The sequence below is a fragment of the Brevibacillus sp. HB1.2 genome, from assembly GCF_013332495.1.
Classification (GTDB): Bacteria; Bacillota; Bacilli; order Brevibacillales; family Brevibacillaceae; genus Brevibacillus; species Brevibacillus porteri.
This window is the reverse complement of sequence record NZ_JABMIU010000013.1, coordinates 94,119-115,019: the sequence shown is the minus strand read 5'-3', so window position 1 is coordinate 115,019 and position 20,901 is coordinate 94,119. Positions and strand designations below refer to the sequence as shown.

At 45.7% G+C, this 20,901-nt stretch carries 18 protein-coding genes and 1 riboswitch; of the genes, 2 read left to right on the top strand and 16 right to left on the bottom strand.

The window, feature by feature from the left end:
- Positions 1–139: 139 nt before the first annotated feature.
- A complete protein-coding gene (locus tag HPY28_RS23920) occupies positions 140–340 on the top strand; it encodes a DUF378 domain-containing protein (protein ID WP_017247274.1) in 201 nt (66 codons plus the stop codon).
- 577 nt (positions 341–917) lie between these two features.
- Here HPY28_RS23920 and HPY28_RS23915 read toward each other — a convergent pair.
- From HPY28_RS23915 to HPY28_RS23880, 8 genes are all read right to left on the bottom strand, one after another.
- Complete coding sequence (locus tag HPY28_RS23915; protein WP_174231548.1) at positions 918–1,466, bottom strand: GerMN domain-containing protein; 549 nt, start codon at positions 1,464–1,466, stop codon at positions 918–920.
- Positions 1,467–1,480: 14 nt separating this feature from the next.
- Positions 1,481–3,136: an N-acetylmuramoyl-L-alanine amidase family protein gene (locus tag HPY28_RS23910; RefSeq protein WP_174226277.1), complete on the bottom strand. Its 1,656-nt coding sequence runs from the start codon at positions 3,134–3,136 to the stop codon at positions 1,481–1,483.
- 172 nt (positions 3,137–3,308) lie between these two features.
- On the bottom strand, positions 3,309–3,785 hold the full coding sequence (locus HPY28_RS23905) for a hypothetical protein (protein WP_017247271.1): 477 nt from the start codon (positions 3,783–3,785) through the stop codon (positions 3,309–3,311).
- Between the two features lie 41 nt (positions 3,786–3,826).
- Positions 3,827–4,084 (bottom strand): hypothetical protein, encoded by a 258-nt coding sequence (locus tag HPY28_RS23900; protein WP_007721136.1) that lies wholly within the window; start codon positions 4,082–4,084, stop codon positions 3,827–3,829.
- A gap of 129 nt (positions 4,085–4,213) precedes the next feature.
- Complete coding sequence (locus HPY28_RS23895; RefSeq protein WP_174231566.1) at positions 4,214–5,809, bottom strand: peptide ABC transporter substrate-binding protein; 1,596 nt, start codon at positions 5,807–5,809, stop codon at positions 4,214–4,216.
- Between the two features lie 136 nt (positions 5,810–5,945).
- Positions 5,946–7,598, bottom strand: coding sequence for a peptide ABC transporter substrate-binding protein (locus HPY28_RS23890; RefSeq protein ID WP_017247269.1), 1,653 nt, complete (start codon positions 7,596–7,598; stop codon positions 5,946–5,948).
- Between the two features lie 424 nt (positions 7,599–8,022).
- Positions 8,023–9,648 carry a peptide ABC transporter substrate-binding protein gene (locus HPY28_RS23885; protein WP_017247268.1) on the bottom strand — a complete coding sequence of 542 codons (1,626 nt, stop codon included), beginning with the start codon at positions 9,646–9,648 and terminating at the stop codon, positions 8,023–8,025.
- Between the two features lie 242 nt (positions 9,649–9,890).
- On the bottom strand, positions 9,891–10,700 hold the full coding sequence (locus HPY28_RS23880) for a helix-turn-helix domain-containing protein (RefSeq protein WP_017247267.1): 810 nt from the start codon (positions 10,698–10,700) through the stop codon (positions 9,891–9,893).
- 115 nt (positions 10,701–10,815) lie between these two features.
- Here HPY28_RS23880 and HPY28_RS23875 point away from each other — a divergent pair, with 115 nt between their 5' ends.
- Positions 10,816–11,265, top strand: coding sequence for an SRPBCC family protein (locus tag HPY28_RS23875; protein WP_017247266.1), 450 nt, complete (start codon positions 10,816–10,818; stop codon positions 11,263–11,265).
- 57 nt (positions 11,266–11,322) lie between these two features.
- Here HPY28_RS23875 and HPY28_RS23870 read toward each other — a convergent pair whose 3' ends face one another.
- The 8 genes from HPY28_RS23870 to HPY28_RS23835 all read right to left on the bottom strand — a co-directional run bounded on the left by HPY28_RS23870 (position 11,323) and on the right by HPY28_RS23835 (position 20,868).
- Entirely contained in the window at positions 11,323–12,972 is a 1,650-nt protein-coding gene (locus HPY28_RS23870) for a peptide ABC transporter substrate-binding protein (RefSeq protein WP_174231547.1), read from the bottom strand.
- A 188-nt stretch (positions 12,973–13,160) separates the two neighbouring features.
- Positions 13,161–14,000 (bottom strand): MetQ/NlpA family ABC transporter substrate-binding protein, encoded by an 840-nt coding sequence (locus tag HPY28_RS23865; RefSeq protein WP_017247264.1) that lies wholly within the window; start codon positions 13,998–14,000, stop codon positions 13,161–13,163.
- Between the two features lie 59 nt (positions 14,001–14,059).
- Positions 14,060–14,725 (bottom strand): methionine ABC transporter permease, encoded by a 666-nt coding sequence (locus tag HPY28_RS23860; protein ID WP_017247263.1) that lies wholly within the window; start codon positions 14,723–14,725, stop codon positions 14,060–14,062.
- Positions 14,726–15,739, bottom strand: a complete 1,014-nt coding sequence (locus HPY28_RS23855; protein WP_017247262.1) for a methionine ABC transporter ATP-binding protein — start codon at positions 15,737–15,739, stop codon at positions 14,726–14,728.
- Between the two features lie 101 nt (positions 15,740–15,840).
- Positions 15,841–15,957, bottom strand: a riboswitch (SAM riboswitch).
- A 106-nt stretch (positions 15,958–16,063) separates the two neighbouring features.
- Complete coding sequence (locus HPY28_RS23850; protein ID WP_017247261.1) at positions 16,064–17,224, bottom strand: Ger(x)C family spore germination protein; 1,161 nt, start codon at positions 17,222–17,224, stop codon at positions 16,064–16,066.
- Complete coding sequence (locus HPY28_RS23845; protein WP_174231546.1) at positions 17,224–18,348, bottom strand: GerAB/ArcD/ProY family transporter; 1,125 nt, start codon at positions 18,346–18,348, stop codon at positions 17,224–17,226. Before HPY28_RS23845 ends, HPY28_RS23850 begins: the two co-directional genes overlap by 1 nt.
- 11 nt (positions 18,349–18,359) lie before the next feature.
- A complete protein-coding gene (locus HPY28_RS23840; protein ID WP_173624096.1) occupies positions 18,360–19,811 on the bottom strand; it encodes a spore germination protein in 1,452 nt (483 codons plus the stop codon).
- 70 nt (positions 19,812–19,881) lie between these two features.
- Complete coding sequence (locus tag HPY28_RS23835; protein ID WP_174231545.1) at positions 19,882–20,868, bottom strand: LCP family protein; 987 nt, start codon at positions 20,866–20,868, stop codon at positions 19,882–19,884.
- Between the last annotated feature and the right edge of the window lie 33 nt (positions 20,869–20,901).

Genomic DNA, 20,901 nt, shown 5'->3' with positions numbered 1-20,901 from the left:
TACAAGTACAAACTATACAGCGGGAATGTTGTCGTATTATGTTGTGAATGTAAAGCTTTCTTAAAGATGCAGGGGTTCCTGTTGTAAAACGGCGCAAGCATGGGAATACTGTCCCTATTCTTTTGGTGGGGGTGTCCATGTGGAACGGCTGGCCTTGCTTTTTGTGATCATTGGTGCCCTGAACTGGGGATTAATCGGGTTATTTCAATTTGATTTAGTCGCAAGCTTGTTTGGTGGAGCGGAGTCTATCGTCAGTCGAATCGTGTATACGATGGTAGGCTTGTTTGGGGTGTATGCCATCAAGTTTCTTTTCACGGATCGGGAAGAAACACCAACATAAAAAATGATGTCCGGCTGTCCGGCTGTTGGGGAGAGGAGGAAACAGGAGAAAACGCTCAGCTTCTTGTCCCACCCGCTGAGGGATTCACTGCCCGTCTCCATGAAAAAAAGCGAAACCCGCGTCCAAAGTGGTCCATTCAAGAGGTGTCTCAGAGGTGGACGCTAAAAGCTTGTTTCGCTTTTTTTCATTACGCCTCGGTCGGTGTACCAAAGATCTTCGCTTATTTCTCCTGTTTCCTCTACGAGCTTTCCGTGCTATTCGGTTTATAAAAGCCTTAAAAGAATGTAAGGATGTCATCAGTCACAACAGAGAAGAATATTTCCAGGCGTAGCGACTTGTGGAGTCCAACCGAGCGGAGAAGCGATTAGCGGGCAAAAGAAACGCAACGTGCTCGCGCTACGTAGCGGCTACCACTTTTGCGTTTCCCCGCTAATCGCTTCGGAGCGGACAGCTCAGCCCCCAGCAGGACGGAGCCTGGAGCCTAGACTGGAAATATTCTTCTCCCCACGCCAGCCACGATACGAGAAAAAAACGGCACATCCCGATTAACAGGATGTGCCGCCTTTATGGTGATGAATTAATTGTCTCGTTTCAGTGGCTCAGAGAGATCTACGTGCCCCATCAGCGTTTCTACTTTCTTGCCATCCTCTAAGAAGACAATTTCCTTTACTTCCGAGAACTGAAAGAATGTATTCTTCAACGCATCCAAAGCCATCGTCTCGCCACTTGAACCCATATTGAACTGATTCTTGCTATCCGCATCAATCGTCAGGGTTCCTTTATCAATTGTGATCGAATGGTACTTGAAGTCTTTCCACAGTGGAGTGTGCACGTCTGGCTTTACAGGTGTCTCCAACAGGGCAAGTGTCTTTTTGTACTTCTCGATATCTTCTGCAAACGTGATCTCTTGCTCTTCTTTTTGCAGCTCCATCACATTATTATCCGAATAGTAAACGGTGACCATTTGCTTTTTCAGAGTCGGCTCTGTTGTCGATGGATCAGTGTTTGAACCAGATGGCTGTTCTACTGGTGTGGTTGGCTGTGGTGTTTCTGTCGCGTTTTGCCCACATCCGGCCAAAAGCAGCATCACTAACGCTGCCATCCAGATCACTCGACTTTTTTTCATCGTGAAAAGCCCCCTTACTGATAAGACTCGTAGTATTCACGAATAGCCGCAACAATGGCTTTCGCGATTTTATCTTGGAATGCCGGATTCGTCAGCTGCGCGTTCTCCTGTGGATTGGAGAGGAAGCCTGTCTCGGTCAACACAGCAGGCATTTTCGTGTTTTTGATCACATAAAAGCCACTCTGTTTGACGCCTCGATCCGGGAACTGCGTTGCCCCACGCAAATGTTTATGTACCACTTGGGCAAAGTCTTTACTGTTTTCATTATAATAGAAAGTTTCTGTTCCTGCAGCCGTCGGTTTCGGGAATGCGTTGGCATGAATAGACAAGAACATGTCGGCTTCTAACTCATTGGCAAAAGCGACACGCTCTGACAGTTCATAAAACACATCTGTCGTGCGTACGGGAACGACTTGAAACTCTGGATATTGCTTCAGCAAAGCCACAATCTTATTGGAGACAGCCAGGTTGTAATCTTTTTCATTGTTGCCAGCGGAGCCCTTCGTGCCTGGGTCTTTTCCTCCATGACCGGCATCAACAACGATCAGGTAGCCTGTTTTCTTCGGTTTTGGCGTCAATTTTACTTCGATACCGTCTTTCGTGTAAGCCAGCTCATACGTGCTCTTTTGGTTCAGCTCAATAACAACGCGGACCGTGTCAGGAGATGCACTGTATTGGCTGTAACGCAGGTCAGCGATGAGAGGTTCTTCTTTCGCTTGTTCTGCCTGATTCTGTTCATCAGAATCTGAATCTCTGTCTTGGTCTTCATCATCAGCGGAGGCTATTTCCTCGGATTCGCCTACACTATCATTTTTCTCGTCTTGACGTTTTAGATCTTCGACTAAATCATCATCCAATGCTGTTTGTGGGAGATCCAAGACGATCCGGTGAGGACCTGTCATCACAAAGGACTGAGGAATTACAGGTATGGTCGTTTCAATACGAACACGGTCGCCATCCTTAGATACATCTTTCAAAACATTGAGGCGATCGATCTCAACCTGATTATTTTTCTTGTCCCACGCAAATGACCCGCCAAGCTCGTCCTCCAATTGACGTAATGGGAGGACCAACTGATCATCAATCGTCATCCCGCGCTCAGGTCGTTTCCACGCAAAGCCTTTTTGTCCCACTTGCTCAGCTACAGCCTGTGCGGACGCGTACATCGTGTCTTCCACTTGATACAGCTTGATCGGCTGGGTTGGTGCCTTGCCATTCAGCTTTACCTGTGGTGTTTCGTTTGCAATGACAGTTCGTGTGCTGTTGTCCCACCCGACTGTAACACCAAGTGACTCCCCGACAAAACGCAGCGGCAGCAACATACGCTTTTGTGAAATAACAGGCGGCGTATCGAGCTTCACTTGTTTACCGTTCAACATTGCCGTACTGGAGTCAAGTGTAAGGGAGAGCTGCTGCGTGCCTTTGGAAATGACAGCTGTTCGAGTAGCTTCATTCCAATCCACTTTTGCACCTAGCCCTTCGGCGATGACACGGACGGGAACCAACGTGCGTCCATTCTTGATGACTGGTGGCACTTCAGCATTCACTGCTTGTCCACCAATCATGAGATTGACAGCTTCCTCTGAAGCACTGCTTGCTGCAACCGCCCAACCGGGGATTAGCAGTAGGACCAGCAATGCAAAAAGCAGAGGGTAAAATCGTCTCTTCATCCTGACCTCCTCCGTGATGTCTGTTTTCTTCGTTATGTGGCGTCAGCCAATGTGCAACGTTCACCATTCTATTAGACGCTCGATGATCTGTAAAGTTTATAGTCTTTTGGTACCAAAATGAAAAGACCGCCTCCGCAAGCCCCGCGAGACAGTCTTTGCAACTAATCATTTGTTATCGAAAAAATCCCCTTCTCTCTTGCCTACTTACTTCTTGAACTGGTTTTTTTATCATGTTCAAGCCCCCGTTAGCAAGAAATTGCTGGATCAGCGAAATCACAGCTGGATTCGACAGCACCTTAATGGAGTCGGCTACCTTGGGGTTTTTCAATTGGGGAATAGCGTCGCCTAGATACGGTAAAAGCGGTAGTAAGTCTTCGATAGAAATGGCAGGCTTTTGTGGTTGGGGTACAGCTTCCACTTGAGCGGCATTCCGTCGTCCTCCAAACAGCAGCCCTCGACGTTCTCCTGTACTTCTTGGAGGTGCTTGTTTGAGACGCCCCAGTGTATTCTTCATATCCTGCAGCTCCTGTCGCACCTGACTCATTTCTCTCATCATTTGGGCATTGTTTGCATGCTGTGCATCCGCTAGTTTGTTGATCGATTCTTGCAAATTGCCCCTGGGGACAGCCTGCTTCTTTTTCGCTTTCATTTTTTCAACGATAATCCCACCTCCCTCCTCACTCTCCCCCCTTATCTAAAACGTTTTTTTATATTTTCCAAATCCTTTGCAGTGACACCTTTTTTCGAAAGCTTATTCAACAGGCTTCCGACATTTTCTGTTTTCTGCATCTGACGAAACTGCGCAGCATAACTGTTTACCTCTTGCTCGGTCAATTTTTTCCCTGACTTTCTGGCCATTTCACGAATGACTTCCTTGATTCCCGCATCTGTCCTCAGCTTTTCCTTAGGAATTGATTTGACAATGTTGAGCAAAGAACCAATATCCATCAATATCCCCCCTGGTTGCAGTTAGTTCCTTTTTACTCTATGTAGCCAAGGGCGTAATGGATTGGTCATTTGTCCATGAGACTAAAAAAAAGAAGAGGGACACGAAAATAGCCCTCTTCTCCTGCATTCTTATTTTTTGGTGATATCCGCATATTTGAAGTCAATATCCCCAAGTCCATCCATCACGACATCTTTCAGATTTTCGTTCTGCACCCAAGAGTTCGCATAGAAGTAGATTGGCATGATTGGCATTTCGTCCATCAGGATTTGCTCCGCCTGCAGTAGAATTGCTTTGCGCTTCTCCAGGTCTTGCTCCAGAGCGGATTGGTTCAGGAGCTCCTTGTACTTTGGATTTTCCCAACGTGTATCGTTGTTTCCGCCGTCTTTTTCCTGGAACATATCCAAGAAGTTAATGGGATCATTGAAGTCACCCAACCAGCCTCCCCGAGCGATTTGATACTTACCTTGGTGAACGTCTTCTAAGTATACCTTCCATTCTTTATTTTCGAGCTTTATATCTACACCGAGATTTTTCTTCCATTGAGCCTGTATTTCTTTTGCGATCTTTTTATGACCTTCGGATGTGTTGTAGATGAGTGTGATTGGCGGGAGTTTGGAGATACCCTCTTCCTTCATACCTTCTACCAGTAATTTCTTTGCAACTTTAAGGTCATTATCTTTGAAGTAACCGTCTTTGTTCAACACCATGCTCGGAGGTACATAGCCTGTTGCCGGTACTTGACCAGCTTTCAGGATATCGGTGGTGATGCTTTCACGTTTAATTGCATACGCGAACGCCTTACGAATTTTTGCATTGGTAAACGGTGCTTGCTCTGTATTGAAACGATAAAAATAGGCACCGGCGATTGGCTGTGTCTTCAAGATGCCAGCTTCCCTCAAACTCGGAAGTGCATCGGTTGGCAGCGAGGAGTTTGGAGCACCCGCCCAATCCAGTTCGTCGTTATCAAACATGGCCAACTCCGTATTCTCATCCTCTATCATGGTGAATTCGATCTTGTCCAATTTTACGTTAGCTTTATCCCAGTACTTCTCGTTCTTTACAACAGTCAGCTTGCTCTTGTGTTCCCATGTTTCCATTTTGAATGGTCCGTTGCCAACAACCGTCTTTGCCTCGTCAGCCCATTTTTTGTTGCCTTCGACTACCTTCTTGTTCACTGGGAAGTATGTTTTAAAAGCAACCAGCTCCGGGAAAAATGGTGTCGGGTTTGTCAGTTCTACTTTTAGCGTCTTATCGTCAATCGCCTTTACGCCAACGTCTCCCGCCTTGCCAATCCTCTTGTTGAAGTCTTCTGCACCTTTCAAATAGTACAGTTGATATGCATAGCTGGAATCTGTCTTTGGATCGAGAGCACGTTTCCAAGCATATTCGAAGTCATATGCCGTTACTGGATCGCCGTTGCTCCATTTTGCTTCACGAATCTTGAATGTATAAGTCTTCCCATCCTCAGAAACGGTAAAGCTCTCAGCAGCGGCTGGGTGCAGCTTTCCATCTGTTCCGAGACGTGTCAGACCTTCGAATGTAGCTGTGATGATCGTACTAGAGGTAGTATCCTCCGCAATTCCTGGGTCTGCTGTAGGCGGCTCCCCTTGCAAATTCATTCTTAAAACTTTAGGTTCAGCTGCTTGGATAGCTCCTTCGTACCCTGTCATCATTCCACCGAAAACGAGGACTGAACTCAAAGCCAGAAAAACACTCTTTTTCATCATACACACCCCTATTTCCTTAATGAAAATCTTCCAAAAATTAGTATACATGAAAAGTGTAAAAATTTGGATATTATATAGACAAAAAAAGAAGAGAGGTGAGTATAACACCGCTCTTCTTTTACATGCATAGCTATTATTTCTTTTCTGCGATATCTGCGTATTTGTAGTCTACAGCACCCAGACCATCGATGATTACGTCTTGAACCTTGTCGTCTTTCACCCAAGATTGTGTGTAGTAGTAGATTGGCATAATTGGCATTTCATCCATCAGGATTTGCTCCGCTTGTGCCAAGATTGCTTTACGTTTTTCTGGGTCTAGCTCCAGAGCGGATTGGTTCAGGAGTTCTTTGTACTTCGGATTTTCCCAACGAGTATCGTTGTTTCCGCCGTCTTTTTCCTTGAACATTTCCAGGAAGTTGATTGGATCGTTGAAGTCACCCAACCAGCCTGCACGAGCGACTTGGTATTTACCTTGGTGTACGTCATCCAGGTATACCTTCCACTCTTTGTTCTCGAGCTTCACGTCTACGCCGAGGTTTTTCTTCCATTGGTCTTGGATTGCTTCAGCAATCTTTTTGTGACCTTCGGAAGTGTTGAAGGAAAGAGTAAGTGCCGGGAATTTGCTGAGACCCTCTTCTTTCAATCCTTCTTCGAGCAATTTCTTAGCTGTCTCGATGTCATTATCCTTGTAGAAACCGTCTTTGTTCAGTGCCATGCTTGGTGGTACATAGCCTGTTGCAGGCAATTGACCAGCTTGCAGGATGTTGTCGATCAGGCTTTGACGATCGATCGCATAAGCAAACGCTTTACGGATTTTTACGTTGTTAAACGGTGGTTTTTCTGTGTTGAAACGGTAGAAGTAAGTACCCGCGATTGGTTGAGTTGTCATTTTGCCGGATTCTTTCAAAGCCGGGATCGCGTCTGTTGGCAACGCAGATGTTGGAGCACCTGCCCAGTGCAGTTCACCGTTTTCGTACATGGACAGCTCAGTATTCTCATCCTCTACCATGGAGAATTCGATTTTGTCCAATTTTACATTGTCTTTATCCCAGTAGTTGTCGTTTTTGGAAACTACGAGCTTGCTCTTGTGCTCCCAAGAATCCATTTTGAATGGACCGTTACCAATAACTGTTTTCGCATCGGTAGCCCATTTATCGTTGCCATCTACTACTTTTGGATTAACTGGGAAGTATGTTTTGAATGCAACCAGCTCCAGGAAGAATGGAGTTGGGTTCGCCAATTCTACTTCGAGTGTTTTATCGTCAACTGCTTTTACGCCAACGTCTTCTACTTTACCCTTGCCTTTGTTGTAGGCTTCTGCGCCCTTCACATAGTACAATTGGTATGCATAGTTGGAAGCTGTTTTTGGATTAAGAGCGCGTTTCCACGCATATTCGAAATCTTTTGCGGATACAGGATCGCCATTGCTCCATTTATTATCACGGATTTTGAATGTATATTTTTTACCATCCTCAGAAACAGTATAGCTCTCTGCTGCTGCTGGAGCATATTTACCGTCTTTACCAACGCGAGTCAGACCTTCGAAGGTAGCTGTGATGATTGTGCTGGAAGTTGTATCTTCCGCGATACCTGGGTCAGCTGTTGGTGGCTCGGAGTGCAGGTTCAGTTTCAGTAATTTAGGGCCAGTTGCTGGTGCAGAATTTTCTGTCTTTCCTGCCGATGCATTGCTATCTGCTGGTGCCGCCTGGTTTCCGCCACCGCATCCTGCGAGTGCCGCACCAAGAACGAGGATAGAACTCATTGCCACGAAAACATTCTTTTTCATACAAGTAATCCCCCTTTTCTAAATCTTTTATCAATATACATGGTTTTATATATTTTTTAAATATGTTTTAGAATGATTTAATAAATTTTTATTTATTTATAAAGAGAATTAATGAATTATAAAATATATTGATCGATAAATAAATTTTCCAGAACATCCCTATCTCGATATCCCTACAAAAAACCGCATAATATCAAGCTTTTTTAGAGTTGAGGATTCAACCATCATTTATCGATCTATTTTTTCACTCACCCAATTTTATCCACAGTCAGTAAAATCGCAATAGTAATTTAATTTATAATTTTATAATTCCTAACATCATCATCAATTCTCTGCTCGATTGTTCTCTCTTATAAATGGTTTATAAAAAAAAGAAGAGTGCCGTAGCACTCTTCTCTTGTTACAACCTGTTATGCGCTTTTTCTTATTGAATGTCTGCCCATTTCCAGTCTACGAAACCGAGACCGTCGAGTACTACACCTTTTACTTTGTCTTTTTTCACATAAGAATGAGTGTAGTAGTAGATTGGCATTGCTGGCATTTCGTCCATGAAAATGGCTTCTGCTTGTGCCAGGATTTGTTTGCGTTTTTCTGGGTCTTTTTCCAAAGCAGACTGGTTCAGCAGCTCTTTGTACTTCGGATTTTCCCATTTCGTGTCGTTGTTTCCGCCATCTTTGTCCTTGAACAGGTCCAAGAACGTGTATGGATCGTTGTAGTCACCAGTCCAGCTGGAACGTGCGATTTGGAATTTACCTTGGTTTACATCTTCCAAGAATACTTTCCATTCTTTGTTCTCCAGCTTAATGTCTACGCCGAGTGCTTTCTTCCATTGGTCTTGGATCGCTTCGGCAATTTTCTTGTGACCTTCAGACGTGTTGAAGGAAAGAGTAAGGGTCGGCATTTTGGTAATGCCTTCTTCCTTCATACCTTCTTCCAGCAATTTTTTCGCTACTTCTGCATCGCCGTCTTTGAAGTACGGGCTTGTTGCCACTGCCATTGTTGGCGGGATCAGACCCATTGCTGGTTCTTGGTTTGCTTGCGTGATGTTGTCGATGATAGATTTACGATCGATTGCATAAGCAAACGCCTTACGGATTTTCGCGTTGTTGAACGGCGGAACTTCTGTATTGAATTTGTACAGGTACGTACCCGCGATCGGGCGTGTTTGCATTTGGCCGGATTCTTTCAATGCAGGAATCGCATCGGTAGGAAGTGAGCTCAAAGGTGCTCCGGACCAATCCAAATCGTCATTGTCGAACATGGACAGCTCTGTATTTGCATCTTCAACCATGGAGAAGTTGAGCTTGTCGAGTTTTACAACGTCTTTATCCCAGTAGGTATCGCTCTTCACGAGAACCAATTTGCTCTTATGTTCCCATTTTTCCATTTTGAATGGACCGTTACCTACGTGTGTAGCTGCTTCGCCCGCCCATTTATCGCTGCTTTCCACTACTTTTTGGTTAACTGGGTAGTACGTATAGAACGCAGTCAGCTCCAAGAAGAATGGTGTTGGGTTTTTCAAAGTCACGACGAGTGTTTTATCGTCTTTTGCTTTTACGCCAACATCTTCAGCTTTTGCTTTACCCTTGTTGTATTCTTCTGCATTTTTCAGGTAATACAATTGGTAGGAGTAGTTAGATGCTGTTTTCGGATTGAGCGCTCGCTTCCAAGCGAATTCGAAATCCTTTGCAGTAACTGGCTCCCCATTGCTCCATTTGCTGTCACGCAGGGTGAATGTATAAGTAAGACCATCTTCGGATACGTCAATTTTTTCTGCTACAGATGGATGTGGTTTGCCATCTTCGCCAATACGAGTGAGACCATCAAATGTTGCACGCAGAACCGCACTGGAAGTAGAATCCTCAGCCAATGCAGGGTCAGCAGTTGGTGGCTCGGACATCATGTTCATTCTCAATTCTTTAGGACCGCTTGTTTGCTCCTTAGAAGCATTGCCTTGCTCGCCTGCTTTCTCACCGCCGCCGCCACAACCTGCCAGCGCCGCACTCAGAACCAGGATAGAACTCATTGCTGCAAAAACGCTTTTTTTCACGGTGTTGACCCCCTATTTTTCTATCGGTAAAACTTCATTGAAAGCTACTCCACAAATATACTGCATTTTTAGTAATATTGAAGACATTTTAAGTAAAATTAATTATGTTTTATTCAAACATCAAATTCTATTAAAGGAAATAAATTTGGTATTTTCATCATGATGAAGTATGCCTCGTATATAAAAATTTATGCAGGAATGAAACAACCCCTCCGACCAGAAGGCGAAGGGGTTCACTATGATTAAATTTGGGCTCGTCGATACTCGTTCGGCGCTACACCAACGATTGCTCGAAAATCTCGAATGAAGTGAGAGTGATCGTAGTAGCCAAGAGAGGTAGACAGGTCCAGCCAATCTTGGACTGTTCCCTGGTCAATCTGCTCTGCTGCCTCATGCAGTCTGTATCGTTGGATGACCGACTTCGGACTGACACCTACATAACGATCAAACAAACGCTGCATCGTCCGCATGTTCATTCCGGTCAACTGTACCGCATCCTCGACCTTGAGTACGGATCGATCTGCCTGGATCATCCTGACAATTTCACTGATGCGCGCTACATTTGGGTCAGGCTCCGGCAAATATTCGAATAGAAAGGCTTCTACCCTTTTTATCATTTGCTCATCATCTGGCAGGCTTAGCACTTCTTTCTCAAGCTGCTCGGTTGAAACACCAACACCAAATAAGGCTTCCAGACTCGAAGAAGTACCACTCAACTTTGATACCGGGGCATTCAGAAACGGATAAAAACCTCCTGGCCTGAATTTCACTCCAAACACTTGGCCTTGTCCCGCTAAAAGATGCGAGGAAGTCGTGCGGGCTACACCAAAAATGCCAGTTGCTCCTTTTTCAAACACGAGATTCACATTAGGATGAGCCAGTACGGTTTGCGAGTAAGGAAGTTGTGTACGCAAATCCCACCTGACGACCCAGTAGTGCTGCACGAAGTAGCTAATTTCGGCAGATGGCTCGTATCTGTCCAGCGAAAATTTCTTCTGCCCAATCATGGCATGCAGTACACCCTTTGGGAGCTTGGCAGTCTGATTTTCCAAGGTGCGCCTCCTGTCGTGTTTTTACAATACACACTACCGAATTCTTCTTATAGTAAGAGTAGTAGTTGGGAGACTTGATTACAATTCCCAAATGAAAAAATCAGGGGGTAAAACGATGGATCTTCGTTTCGATTTCTACATTGGTGCTACGCCAGAGCAAGTCTGGCATGTCCTTACTTCCGATGAAGGCGTAAAGAGCACCTTCTTTGGCTGTACGATTCAGTCGACTTTTCAAGTAGGCGATGAGATGGCTTACGTTGGTCCGGGGAAAGACGGTGACGACACGGTTCATGTATACGGGAAGATCTTGCAGCTCGAACCTCATCATATTTTCAGTTTCACTGAACATCCTGGTCCTGCCTATTACAAGAATCATGCGGAATTACAGTCTCGTGTCACCATTACCTTAGAACCGGTTGGCGGCTGCACCAAGCTGACTTTGATTCAGGATCAATGGACAGAAAACCACCCCTCCCACGAAAGTGCCAGCAACAATTGGCCAATGATGCTCTCATCGATCAAGACGTATGCGGAGACAGGCAAGACACTTGATTTTGGCTACTAATAGAAAAGAATCCCGAAACCAGCAATTTCGTTGGCCTCGGGATTTTTGTTTTTTTCGTTACTCCGTCATTTCTGCCCACTTCAGGTCAATAAATCCGAGTCCGTCCACTTGAACGCCTTTCACCTTGTCGCTTTGTACCCAGACATCGACATCCGTGAACATGGGGATCAAAGGCATGGCATCCATGAAGATTTGCTCAGCCTCTCCAAACAGCTGCTTGCGCTTCTCTGGATCAATTTCTACTGATGCCCGTTTCAGCAGCTCTTGGTAGCGTGGGTCTTCCCAGCCTGTGTCGTTGTTGCCTGTATTACCATCCCGGAACATTTCCAGGTAATTCATTGGATCATTAAAGTCTGCATTCCAGCCGATACGGCCTATTTCGTAATTAAGTTGATGCATATCCTGTATGTGAACAGTGGCCTCCTTCACCATGAGCTTTACTTCAATGCCAAGTTTTTGTTTCCATTGGTCCTGAAGCGCCTCGGCAATTTTCTTATGTCTGTCGCTTGGGTTGTACGTCAAGGTGATCGGAGGCAGCGTTGTCACGTTAAGCTCCTTCATACCTTCTTCCAACAGCTTTTTGGCCGTTTCTACATCATTATCTTTGAAGTAGCCTTCTTTTTTGATAATCATGGATTGCGGCAACATCCCCATCGTTGGCACTTGGCCCACTTGTGTGATGTTATCCACGATGGTTTTACGGTCAACCGAGTATGCCAAGGCTTTACGAATTTTCACATTGCTGAGCGGCCCTTTTGTCGTATTCAACTTGTACCAGTACATCGTCGCTTTTGGATGAACAACGAGTTTGCCCGCGTCTCTCAGTGTCGGGATCGCATCGGTGGGAAGTCCACCGAGTGGCTGACCTGCCCAATCCAGCTCACCGTTTTCGAACATGGACAGGGCTGTATTATCGTCCTCGATCATCGCGATCTCGATGCGATCGAGCTTCACTACGTCTTTATCCCAGTATTGCTCGTTCTTTTCAAGCACGATCTTGCTCTTGTGCTCCCACGCTTTCATCTTAAATGGACCGTTGCTTACGTGCGTCGCCGCTTCGTTTGCCCATTTTGGATTGGCCTCCACTACTTTTTGGTTAACCGGGTAGTACGTGTAGAAAGCCGTCAGCTCCAGGAAGTAAGGCGTTGGATTCTCAAGTGTGACTTCCAGTGTTTTGTCATCGATTGCCTTCGCACCGAGTTCGTCGGGCTTCGCCTGGCCTTTGTGAATCAGCTGCGCATTTTTAATGTAGTACAGCTGATAAGCATACTCAGCCCCAAAAGTCTTGCCGAGTGCACGCTTCCATGCATACACGAAGTCATGGGCAGTGACTGGATCACCATTGCTCCATTTGGAGTCGCGGAGCGTGAACGTATACACCAGTTTGTCATCCGAGATTTTCACATCGGATGCTACTGAATTCACTGGCTTTGCGTTTGCATCAAAGCGAGTCAAGCCATCAAACGTAGCACGAACGATCGCTCCCGCAGTGGCATCCTTCGCAAGACCAGGGTCCGCTGTCGCAGGCTCACTCATAATGTTCGCCCGAAATAATTGCGGCTTTGCATTTGCAGACTTTTCAGCTGGCGCCGCGGTTCCCTCAGTTGGAGGGGTTGTCGTTGATGGCTGCGTACTCGTGGAGCATCCAGCTAACAAGCTTCCGGCGACCAGCATCGCGCCAAGAAACAACTTGAGATTTCTTTTCATCAGAAAATTCCCCCTTATCTATATTTTCTCATTTCAAACACAATATACTCGACGGGAATTGGGTTGAAAACAGGGTTGCTATAGATTTAATTTAATTTTATGAAAATTCACTACATTATAAATAAAAGTAAAACCCAACCAGCTTTTCGGCCAGTTGGGTTTCGTTGATCGATCAATTATTTGTTGATTTAGAACGCTGGAATAATCGCGCCTTTGTATTCATCTTCAATGAACTTTTTCACTTCAGGTGAGTTCAGTTCTTTTGCCAGCTTTTGCATTGCTTCGGAATCCTTGTTGTCAGGACGAGCTACCAAGAAGTTTGCGTATGGAGTATCTTTATCTTCAATAAACAGAGCGTCTTTGGTTGGAACAAGTTTTGCTTCCAACGCATAGTTGGTGTTGATCAACGCCAGATCTACTTCTTCCAGAACGCGTGGCAACATCGCTGCTTCTACTTCTTTGAACTTCAGGTTTTTCTTGTTCTCAACAACGTCTTTCACTGTACCGCTGATGCCAGCGCCTTCTTTCAGCTTGATCACGCCGTTTTTCTCCAAGAGTGCGAGTGCGCGACCACTGTTTGTTGGATCGTTTGGCAGCGCGATAGTTGCGCCATCAGCTAATTCATCCACTGATTTCACTTTTTTGCTGTAAGCGCCGAATGGCTCGATGTGTACAGCCACTACTGGCACCAGGTTCATGTTTTGTCCTTTATTGAAGTCTTCCAGGTAAGGCTTGTGCTGGAAGAAGTTTGCGTCGAGTTGTTTCTCGTTCACTTGAACGTTAGGTTGTACGTAATCGGTGAACTCTTTGATTTCCAGGTTCACGCCTTGTTCTTTCAGTTTTGGTTGAACGAATTTCAAGATTGCTGCATGTGGAACGGGAGAAGCGCCTACCTTCAATGTTACTTCCTGTTGTCCGCCTTGTGCACCACCTTCAGCTGGAGCAGGTGCAGTTTCGGTTTTGCCTCCGCAAGCTGCCAAAGAAAATGCCAACACAGTAGAAAGTACAGATACGACTAGCTTTTTCATGAATGATTTCCCCCTTGCATGTATTTGTCTTATTCTTTGATAACTTTTATGGAAAAATCCTACTTACGGCTGAACTTGAGAACCAGACGGTCCCCCAGCGATTGTAAGATCTGTACCATCACCAGCAAAATAACAACAGTCACAATCATGACATCGGTTTGGAAACGTTGATAACCGTATCGGATCGCCAAGTCACCCAGACCACCACCGCCAATTACCCCAGACATTGCAGTGTAGGATACCAACGTAACCGTCGTGATCGTAATACCCGCGATCAGGCCTGATCTAGACTCTGGCAAAAGGACATTCCAGACGATCTGCCAATTGGAAGCTCCCATGGATTGTGCGGCCTCAATCACGCCTTTATCAATCTCACGCAGAGAGGTTTCCACCAACCGTGCGAAAAACGGAGCGGCACCAAATACGAGTGGCGGAATAGCACCCAGTACGCCGAGTGAGGTTCCTACGATCATTTTCGTCACAGGAATCAGCAAAATCATCAAAATGATAAACGGTACCGAACGCAATACGTTGACAACGAATGATGCGATCGAATAAAAAGTGCGGTTTTGCAGAAGCTGTCCGCGTGAGGTCAAAAATAGAATGATTCCCAGCGGCAAACCAATCAGGACGGTAAACAGGGTGGAAAAGCCGAGCATCGTGAGCGTATCCATCGTGCCTACGCCGATTTCAGCCCAATCCACATTTTCGAATGTCCAGTCCATTTATATCACCTCTACTTCCAAGCCACGTTGGCGCAGCGTCTCAATGGTCTTTTGATTCTGTGCGACATCGCCTTCCAGCTCGATCACCAACTGACCATACGGTGTATCCTTCATGCGGGAGATTGTTCCCTGCAAAATGCTGAATACCGTACCGGTCTCTTGCATCGTTTGGAACAGGATCGGCTGGTACGTTTTTTCTCCGAGGAAGGTGACACGAGCAATCGTGCGGTTCCCCGAGGCCTTTTCGTGCGCGACTGCTTCACGCAGCTCTGTAGAATCCGCTACTTGTTCCACGAATTCTTGTGTCGTTAGATGCTGCGGACGAAGGAATACATCCAGTACGTTACCCGACTCGACGATCTTTCCTCCATCAATGACGCCAACACGATCACAAATGGAGCGAATGACGTGCATCTCGTGGGTAATCAACACAATGGTCAAGCCCAGCTTACGGTTGATGTCCAAGAGGAGTGCCAGAATGGAGTTCGTCGTCTGCGGATCGAGAGCCGATGTAGCTTCGTCACAGAGCAGCACTTTTGGATCATTCGCGAGCGCCCGAGCAATCCCTACACGCTGCTTCTGTCCGCCAGACAGTTGGGACGGATATTTGTCCTTATGTGCCTCCAAGCCAACCAGCTTTAGCAGCTCGTTCACTTTCTTATCAATCTCTGCCTTCGGACGCTTTGCCAGCTTGAGCGGAAAAGCGACATTTTCGCCGACTGTCGAAGAAGACAGCAAGTTGAAGTGCTGAAAAATCATGCCGATTGAGCGGCGCTTTTCTTGCAGCTTCCCTTCATCCAGCTTTGTCAAATCGACGCCGTCCACAATAACTTCCCCTGAAGTTGGACGCTCCAGCAAATTGATGCATCGGATCAACGTACTTTTCCCTGCACCAGAGTGTCCGATAATCCCGTATATTTCTCCTTGCTCTATGGAAAGGTCGATCCCCGTTAACGCTGGGATGGTTTTCCCTTGTACTTGATAGCTTTTATGCAAATGACGCAGTTGGATCAACGCATCCACCTCCCGACCACAATCTAAATAAAATCAGAAAACCCCTTTTTTCATAAACGAAAAAGGGGCTGCAACGCAATGTTATACGTTCGCATCCACCCTTCTCATCTATACAAGATCCAAACAATCTTGTAGGAATTGGCACCGCGACGTTCATCCGAAAATGAACCGGCTGCCGGGCTTCATAGGGCCTGTCCCTCCGCCTCTCTTGATAAGAAAGATATCTACGTATATTATGTTCGTCTTTTCTATTTCATGATGATACAAAACGGATTATATCCTTTTCGGAAATATCACGTCAATAGTAATAGAAGGAAAAGTTTTTTAATCCATGACGCCGTTGCGGATGATTTTTGACTTTACGTGGAAGCGAAACGTTGCATCCTGAAACATCTTTCGCCATTCAGCCTGCGTCATGTTGGCCATTCCTCTTTTCTCTGAACGATAGATAGAGCCGAAGCCAATTGGGTCAACATCGAGGCTCTTCAGTTTGCTTATCAGTTTATGCAATTCTTTTTCAAGCTCTTTCTCCAGGCCATGTTCCATAATTTTCAGCAACTTGGCATTTTCTAGCTTTAGCGGGATGGTTAACTCCAAAATTCGGGCATGCAACTTGACATGAATATCGAAGATTGGTGGGGATATTTGGCTTAATTTGATTTTCGAATGGCTAGAAATTGTATCGAAAACGAGCTGCACCTGGTCTTTTTTGCTGTTGTGGTTTTTGGGTGACTCCCCAAAAATAGCAGTAGGAACAGAAGTATCATAGCTGCCGATGCGGAACTTTCCGTGGATAAGTTTGAGTAGAAAGGCTTCCTTGGGTGTAACCCATGACACATAACGATCACCTTTGAATAAGGCGATGCCTTTGATTTTCAGTTCATCTCCCTTTCTTTCTATGTACGGCATGACCGGGTCGATCCCTTTTTCATAGTAAGCCCGGAAAAACTCATGCATGGTCGAAGAAGGAATTTTTTCCCCACGGATATTTTGCTCAATCAAACGATACAGGTAGATTCCAATATTCCCTTGTTCTGAATAAGGATACGTCAGCATATCATATGTTTCGCCTGCAAACACACAAAGATAAATCCTGCTAGAAAGGGACGAGTCCCGATACAACGTGTCAATGATGCTGCCAAGTCCCTGCTTAGCAAAGTTTTCACTGTAGAGGGCAACACGAATTTGCCCACCCAATACTCTTTTGTCTGATTGCAAATTCATCTTATCCCGGATTCCTTTGCTGGTTTCCCCTGTGGCTGATAAGATCTGTATCTTATGCCTTGCCTCTGGATTAATGGAAGGCATGACAGACGTCCCGCGAATTTTGCCATCTTTTAACAGATCATAGCCGACAGCCGTTGCAAGTCCTGTTTCATCGAAAATTTGCCGATCCGAGCAGCCTGTTACAATCAAGATGCCCGAACACCACAGCGCCAAAAACCGCTTCAACAAGGGCATCGCGTATTTTCGATCATGTCGCATCAGGCACTTTCCCCTTTGCTCGTCGATTTCGCCGGTTGCGTTCGCTGCTTTAGCAGAACCATGATGTACAAAAAATAGGGGTACAGGAATGCAACATACATACTCGTTTTCCCATACCAATCATTGATCATATTCATCTCCAGCCTTGTAAACACCGTCAATGAAGTAATATAGATCAGGGGCATAATCCAATTCAACGATGTTCGCAAGTTGAATCCGAAGAGGCGTTTGAGTCCACGTGCAGAGCACCACAAATACAACATAATATTGGGCAAGATGACGATGAGCCACAAAGAAATGACAACCAGCTCGAACCTTTCCAGAACGGGGAGGTACACCATCTTGTGCAGATTGAGTGTCGCCCAGATCGTCCGCATAAGCTGACCCTGACTAAAGAAGACCAGGGACACGAGCATGATAAGCAAATACGCCAGATACGTCACCAGCACCGCCCACTGGGTACTTTTGTTGACCCTATCTTTATTTTCTACAAAGGGGTAAACCACGTAGATCACCTCAAAGCCAACACTGGTCAAAGACATGGCCAGCATTCCTTTGAAAAGGTTCTCCAAACTGCTGTCCATAATCGGAAACAAATACTCCCAATGCGCGTATTGCAAAGGAAAATATAGATCGCATAAGAGCCATATCGTTACCATAATCGAAAAAAATGTATAACCGGCTATAACTCTAATTCCTCCTACAATGGTGTAATACACGAGAAAAAGGATAATTCCAGACAAAATCCACGTTGGCAAATTCGGAAACACCCACGTTTGGACCACTTCGATGTAGTTGCGCAGAATAACTCCCGCCGATATAAAAAAATAAGTCAAATAAAGGAGGCTAATGCCTGTTCCAAGCCACCTTCCAAACACATCTTCTTGAATCCCGTACAGATCGGCTGAAGGGTATTTTTGTAAGGTCTTGATAATGATCCAGACCGTTACATGAGTAATCAAGCCAGCAAGTATGACCGAAATCCAGGCATCATGCCCTGCTTCCTTGGCAATGACTCGTTGAAAGCCCAGAACACCCATCCCAACTTGAGTGCCATGCACCAGAATCCCGGCAAGAAATGCTGATATCGTATTGCTCTTCGTTACATTCAAATTGATCTTCATAGCCGCCTCGCTTACTCGTCAATGTCTTTCTTCTCTTTGGCTTTGTCTCTGTCAAAACGCGATATTCGTTTTGGATTAAAAAACTTGAGGCGTTCCGAAAGGGAGGATAAGGGAGCACGAATAAAGCCATCCTTCCAATCAGTAAATCGCACGGGGTAAATGGGGTACATATACGGACGCCCCAAGCTAGTCTGACGTAGCAAATGGCTAGCTAGAAAGCTAAATCCAACCACAATCCCTAATGCACCCAGCACCCCCGCCAGTAAAATCATCGGAAAACGAACCACCCGGATTGTAGAACCGATCATATAGCTAGGCGCGATAAAAGATGACAAAGCTCCGAGGGCAACGATAATAATCAAAATATTGCTGGTGAATCCGGCCTGTACGATAGCTTGTCCGATAACAATACCGCCCACAATACCAATCGTCTGACCAACCTTGGTCGGCAGCCTCGCTCCCGCTTCCCGCAAAAGCTCAATGATCAACTCCATCAAAATGGCCTCCCACAGTGGTGGAAAAGGTACCCGAGAGCGCGATTGCGCGAGCGAAAGCAACAGATCAGCCGGAATCATCTCGTAATGATAGGTCAGAGCTGCCACATAAATCGGTGTCAGCATCAGGGACAAAATCATGGCAAAGATGCGCATGAGCCTGTTGAAGGTAGCGAGACTCCAACGCAAGTAATAGTCATCTGGCGACTGAAAAAATTGCAAGAGGGTGGTTGGCCCGAGCAAAGCGAACGGGCTCCCCTCCACGAGTATGGCAATCTGTCCTTGACGCAAACCGTGTATGACACGGTCTGGACGCTCTGTTTGCTGAAGAGTAGGAAATAATGATTTCTCATTGTCTGCGATATGCTGAGCCAGTATGGTAGAATCCAGACTGGTGTCCAATTCCAGATCATCAATCCGTTGACGCACCGTATTCACATTTTCCTCATCGGCCGTCCCGCTCAAATACAGTATCGATACATTCATCGGTATGCTTTTTCCCACGCTCAATCGTTCATGGAACAACCTTGGGGTAGACATATATTTGCGAATGATGCAGATGTTCACGTTCAGTTCTTCTACAAAGGCGATCTGTGGGCCTAGTACAACGGTTTCGATTTCGGGCGCTTGAATGCTTCTGCCAACCGTGCCATCACTAGGGAACGACAAGCCATAGGACGAGTCCTCCACTTGAATGACAATATGACCGCTTAGTAAACGTTCAATGGCTTCCCCTTCATCAAAAACCCGGTTACTGCTAGACGCTCCTAGGTGCCGAGCAATTTCCTCCACTCCGCTTTCTTCCAAACAAATCTCACGTAGCTTCGGGATGAGCTCACTGTAAACAACCTTGGCATCCGCCATGGTCGATAAATAGAAAAGTCGCACGCGGTCTTCAGGCTCATCGATATGTTCAGTGACCAAGTCGCTTGTATGTGTAAACCAATTGCGTGCACTCTCCCGATCCATCGACACTGTCACCTCAGCACGTAGAAAATCATGGTTAGTCTTTCCTAAAAAACACAAAAAAACAGCACGCTTAGTTTTGCGTGCTGCTTTTCTTTTCTCCCACAGGTTGATCTGTTGCTTCTGTAGGAGGTGCGATTTTTTCTTGGACAAACGTCTGAACCTGATCGACATCCGGAACCAGAACGGAGCCTGCTTTATGCGATTCACGGAACATCCCCATTGGTGGTAATTGATAATTGCCTGGCTCTAACGTATTCAATTTTAATCCGAGTGAAGACAGCTTCAGCATGTCCATTGAGCTAATATTGGTTTGCACATATGGTGTTACTTCCTTCAAAATCGTAGGAAGCTGCATCAGCGTCGTACCATTCTTCATCTGATCGATGACTGCCGTCATTAATTTCCGCTGACGCTCTGTCCGTGTATAATCGGAGGTCGCATCATGACGGAAACGAACATATTGCAAGGCTTTGTCTCCATCCAGCTTTTGCAGACCCTTTTTCAGATTAATATCGTACGCACCTTTGTCTGTCGGGTCATGATAATACATGTTTTTTTCTACATCGATCTCGACTCCGCCCACTGCATCAATCAGAGCCTTAAAGCCTTCAAAGTCAGTAATCACGTAACGATCTACTGGAATTCCAGTGAACTGACTAACCGTTTCCATTGCCAGCTCAGGTCCACCCTCTACAATCGCAGAGTTGATCCGCGAGCTACCTCTTCCGGGAATATCTACATACGTATCACGCAGGATTGAAAACATGTCATAACGTTTCCCCGTAGGATCAATGCTGACCAGCATCATGGAGTCAGAACGAGGAAGCCCGTTATTTTTCAATCCTCTGCGGTCTACTCCCATCAGCAGGATATTGACACGTTCCTTGCCATCCCACTCTGGTATTTCTGCTGCTTTGGTGGGATTCCCACCACTAGGCGGTGCGATGTTAGGCTCTTGAATATTTTGAGCAAATTGATAAAAAGAGTATCCGTAGTATCCAGCCGTCGTAGCCATCACGACAAGCAAAAGAAGCAACACTCGTTTCCATATTTTCATAAAGTCCACCTTTATTCTCTATATCCTCAGTTA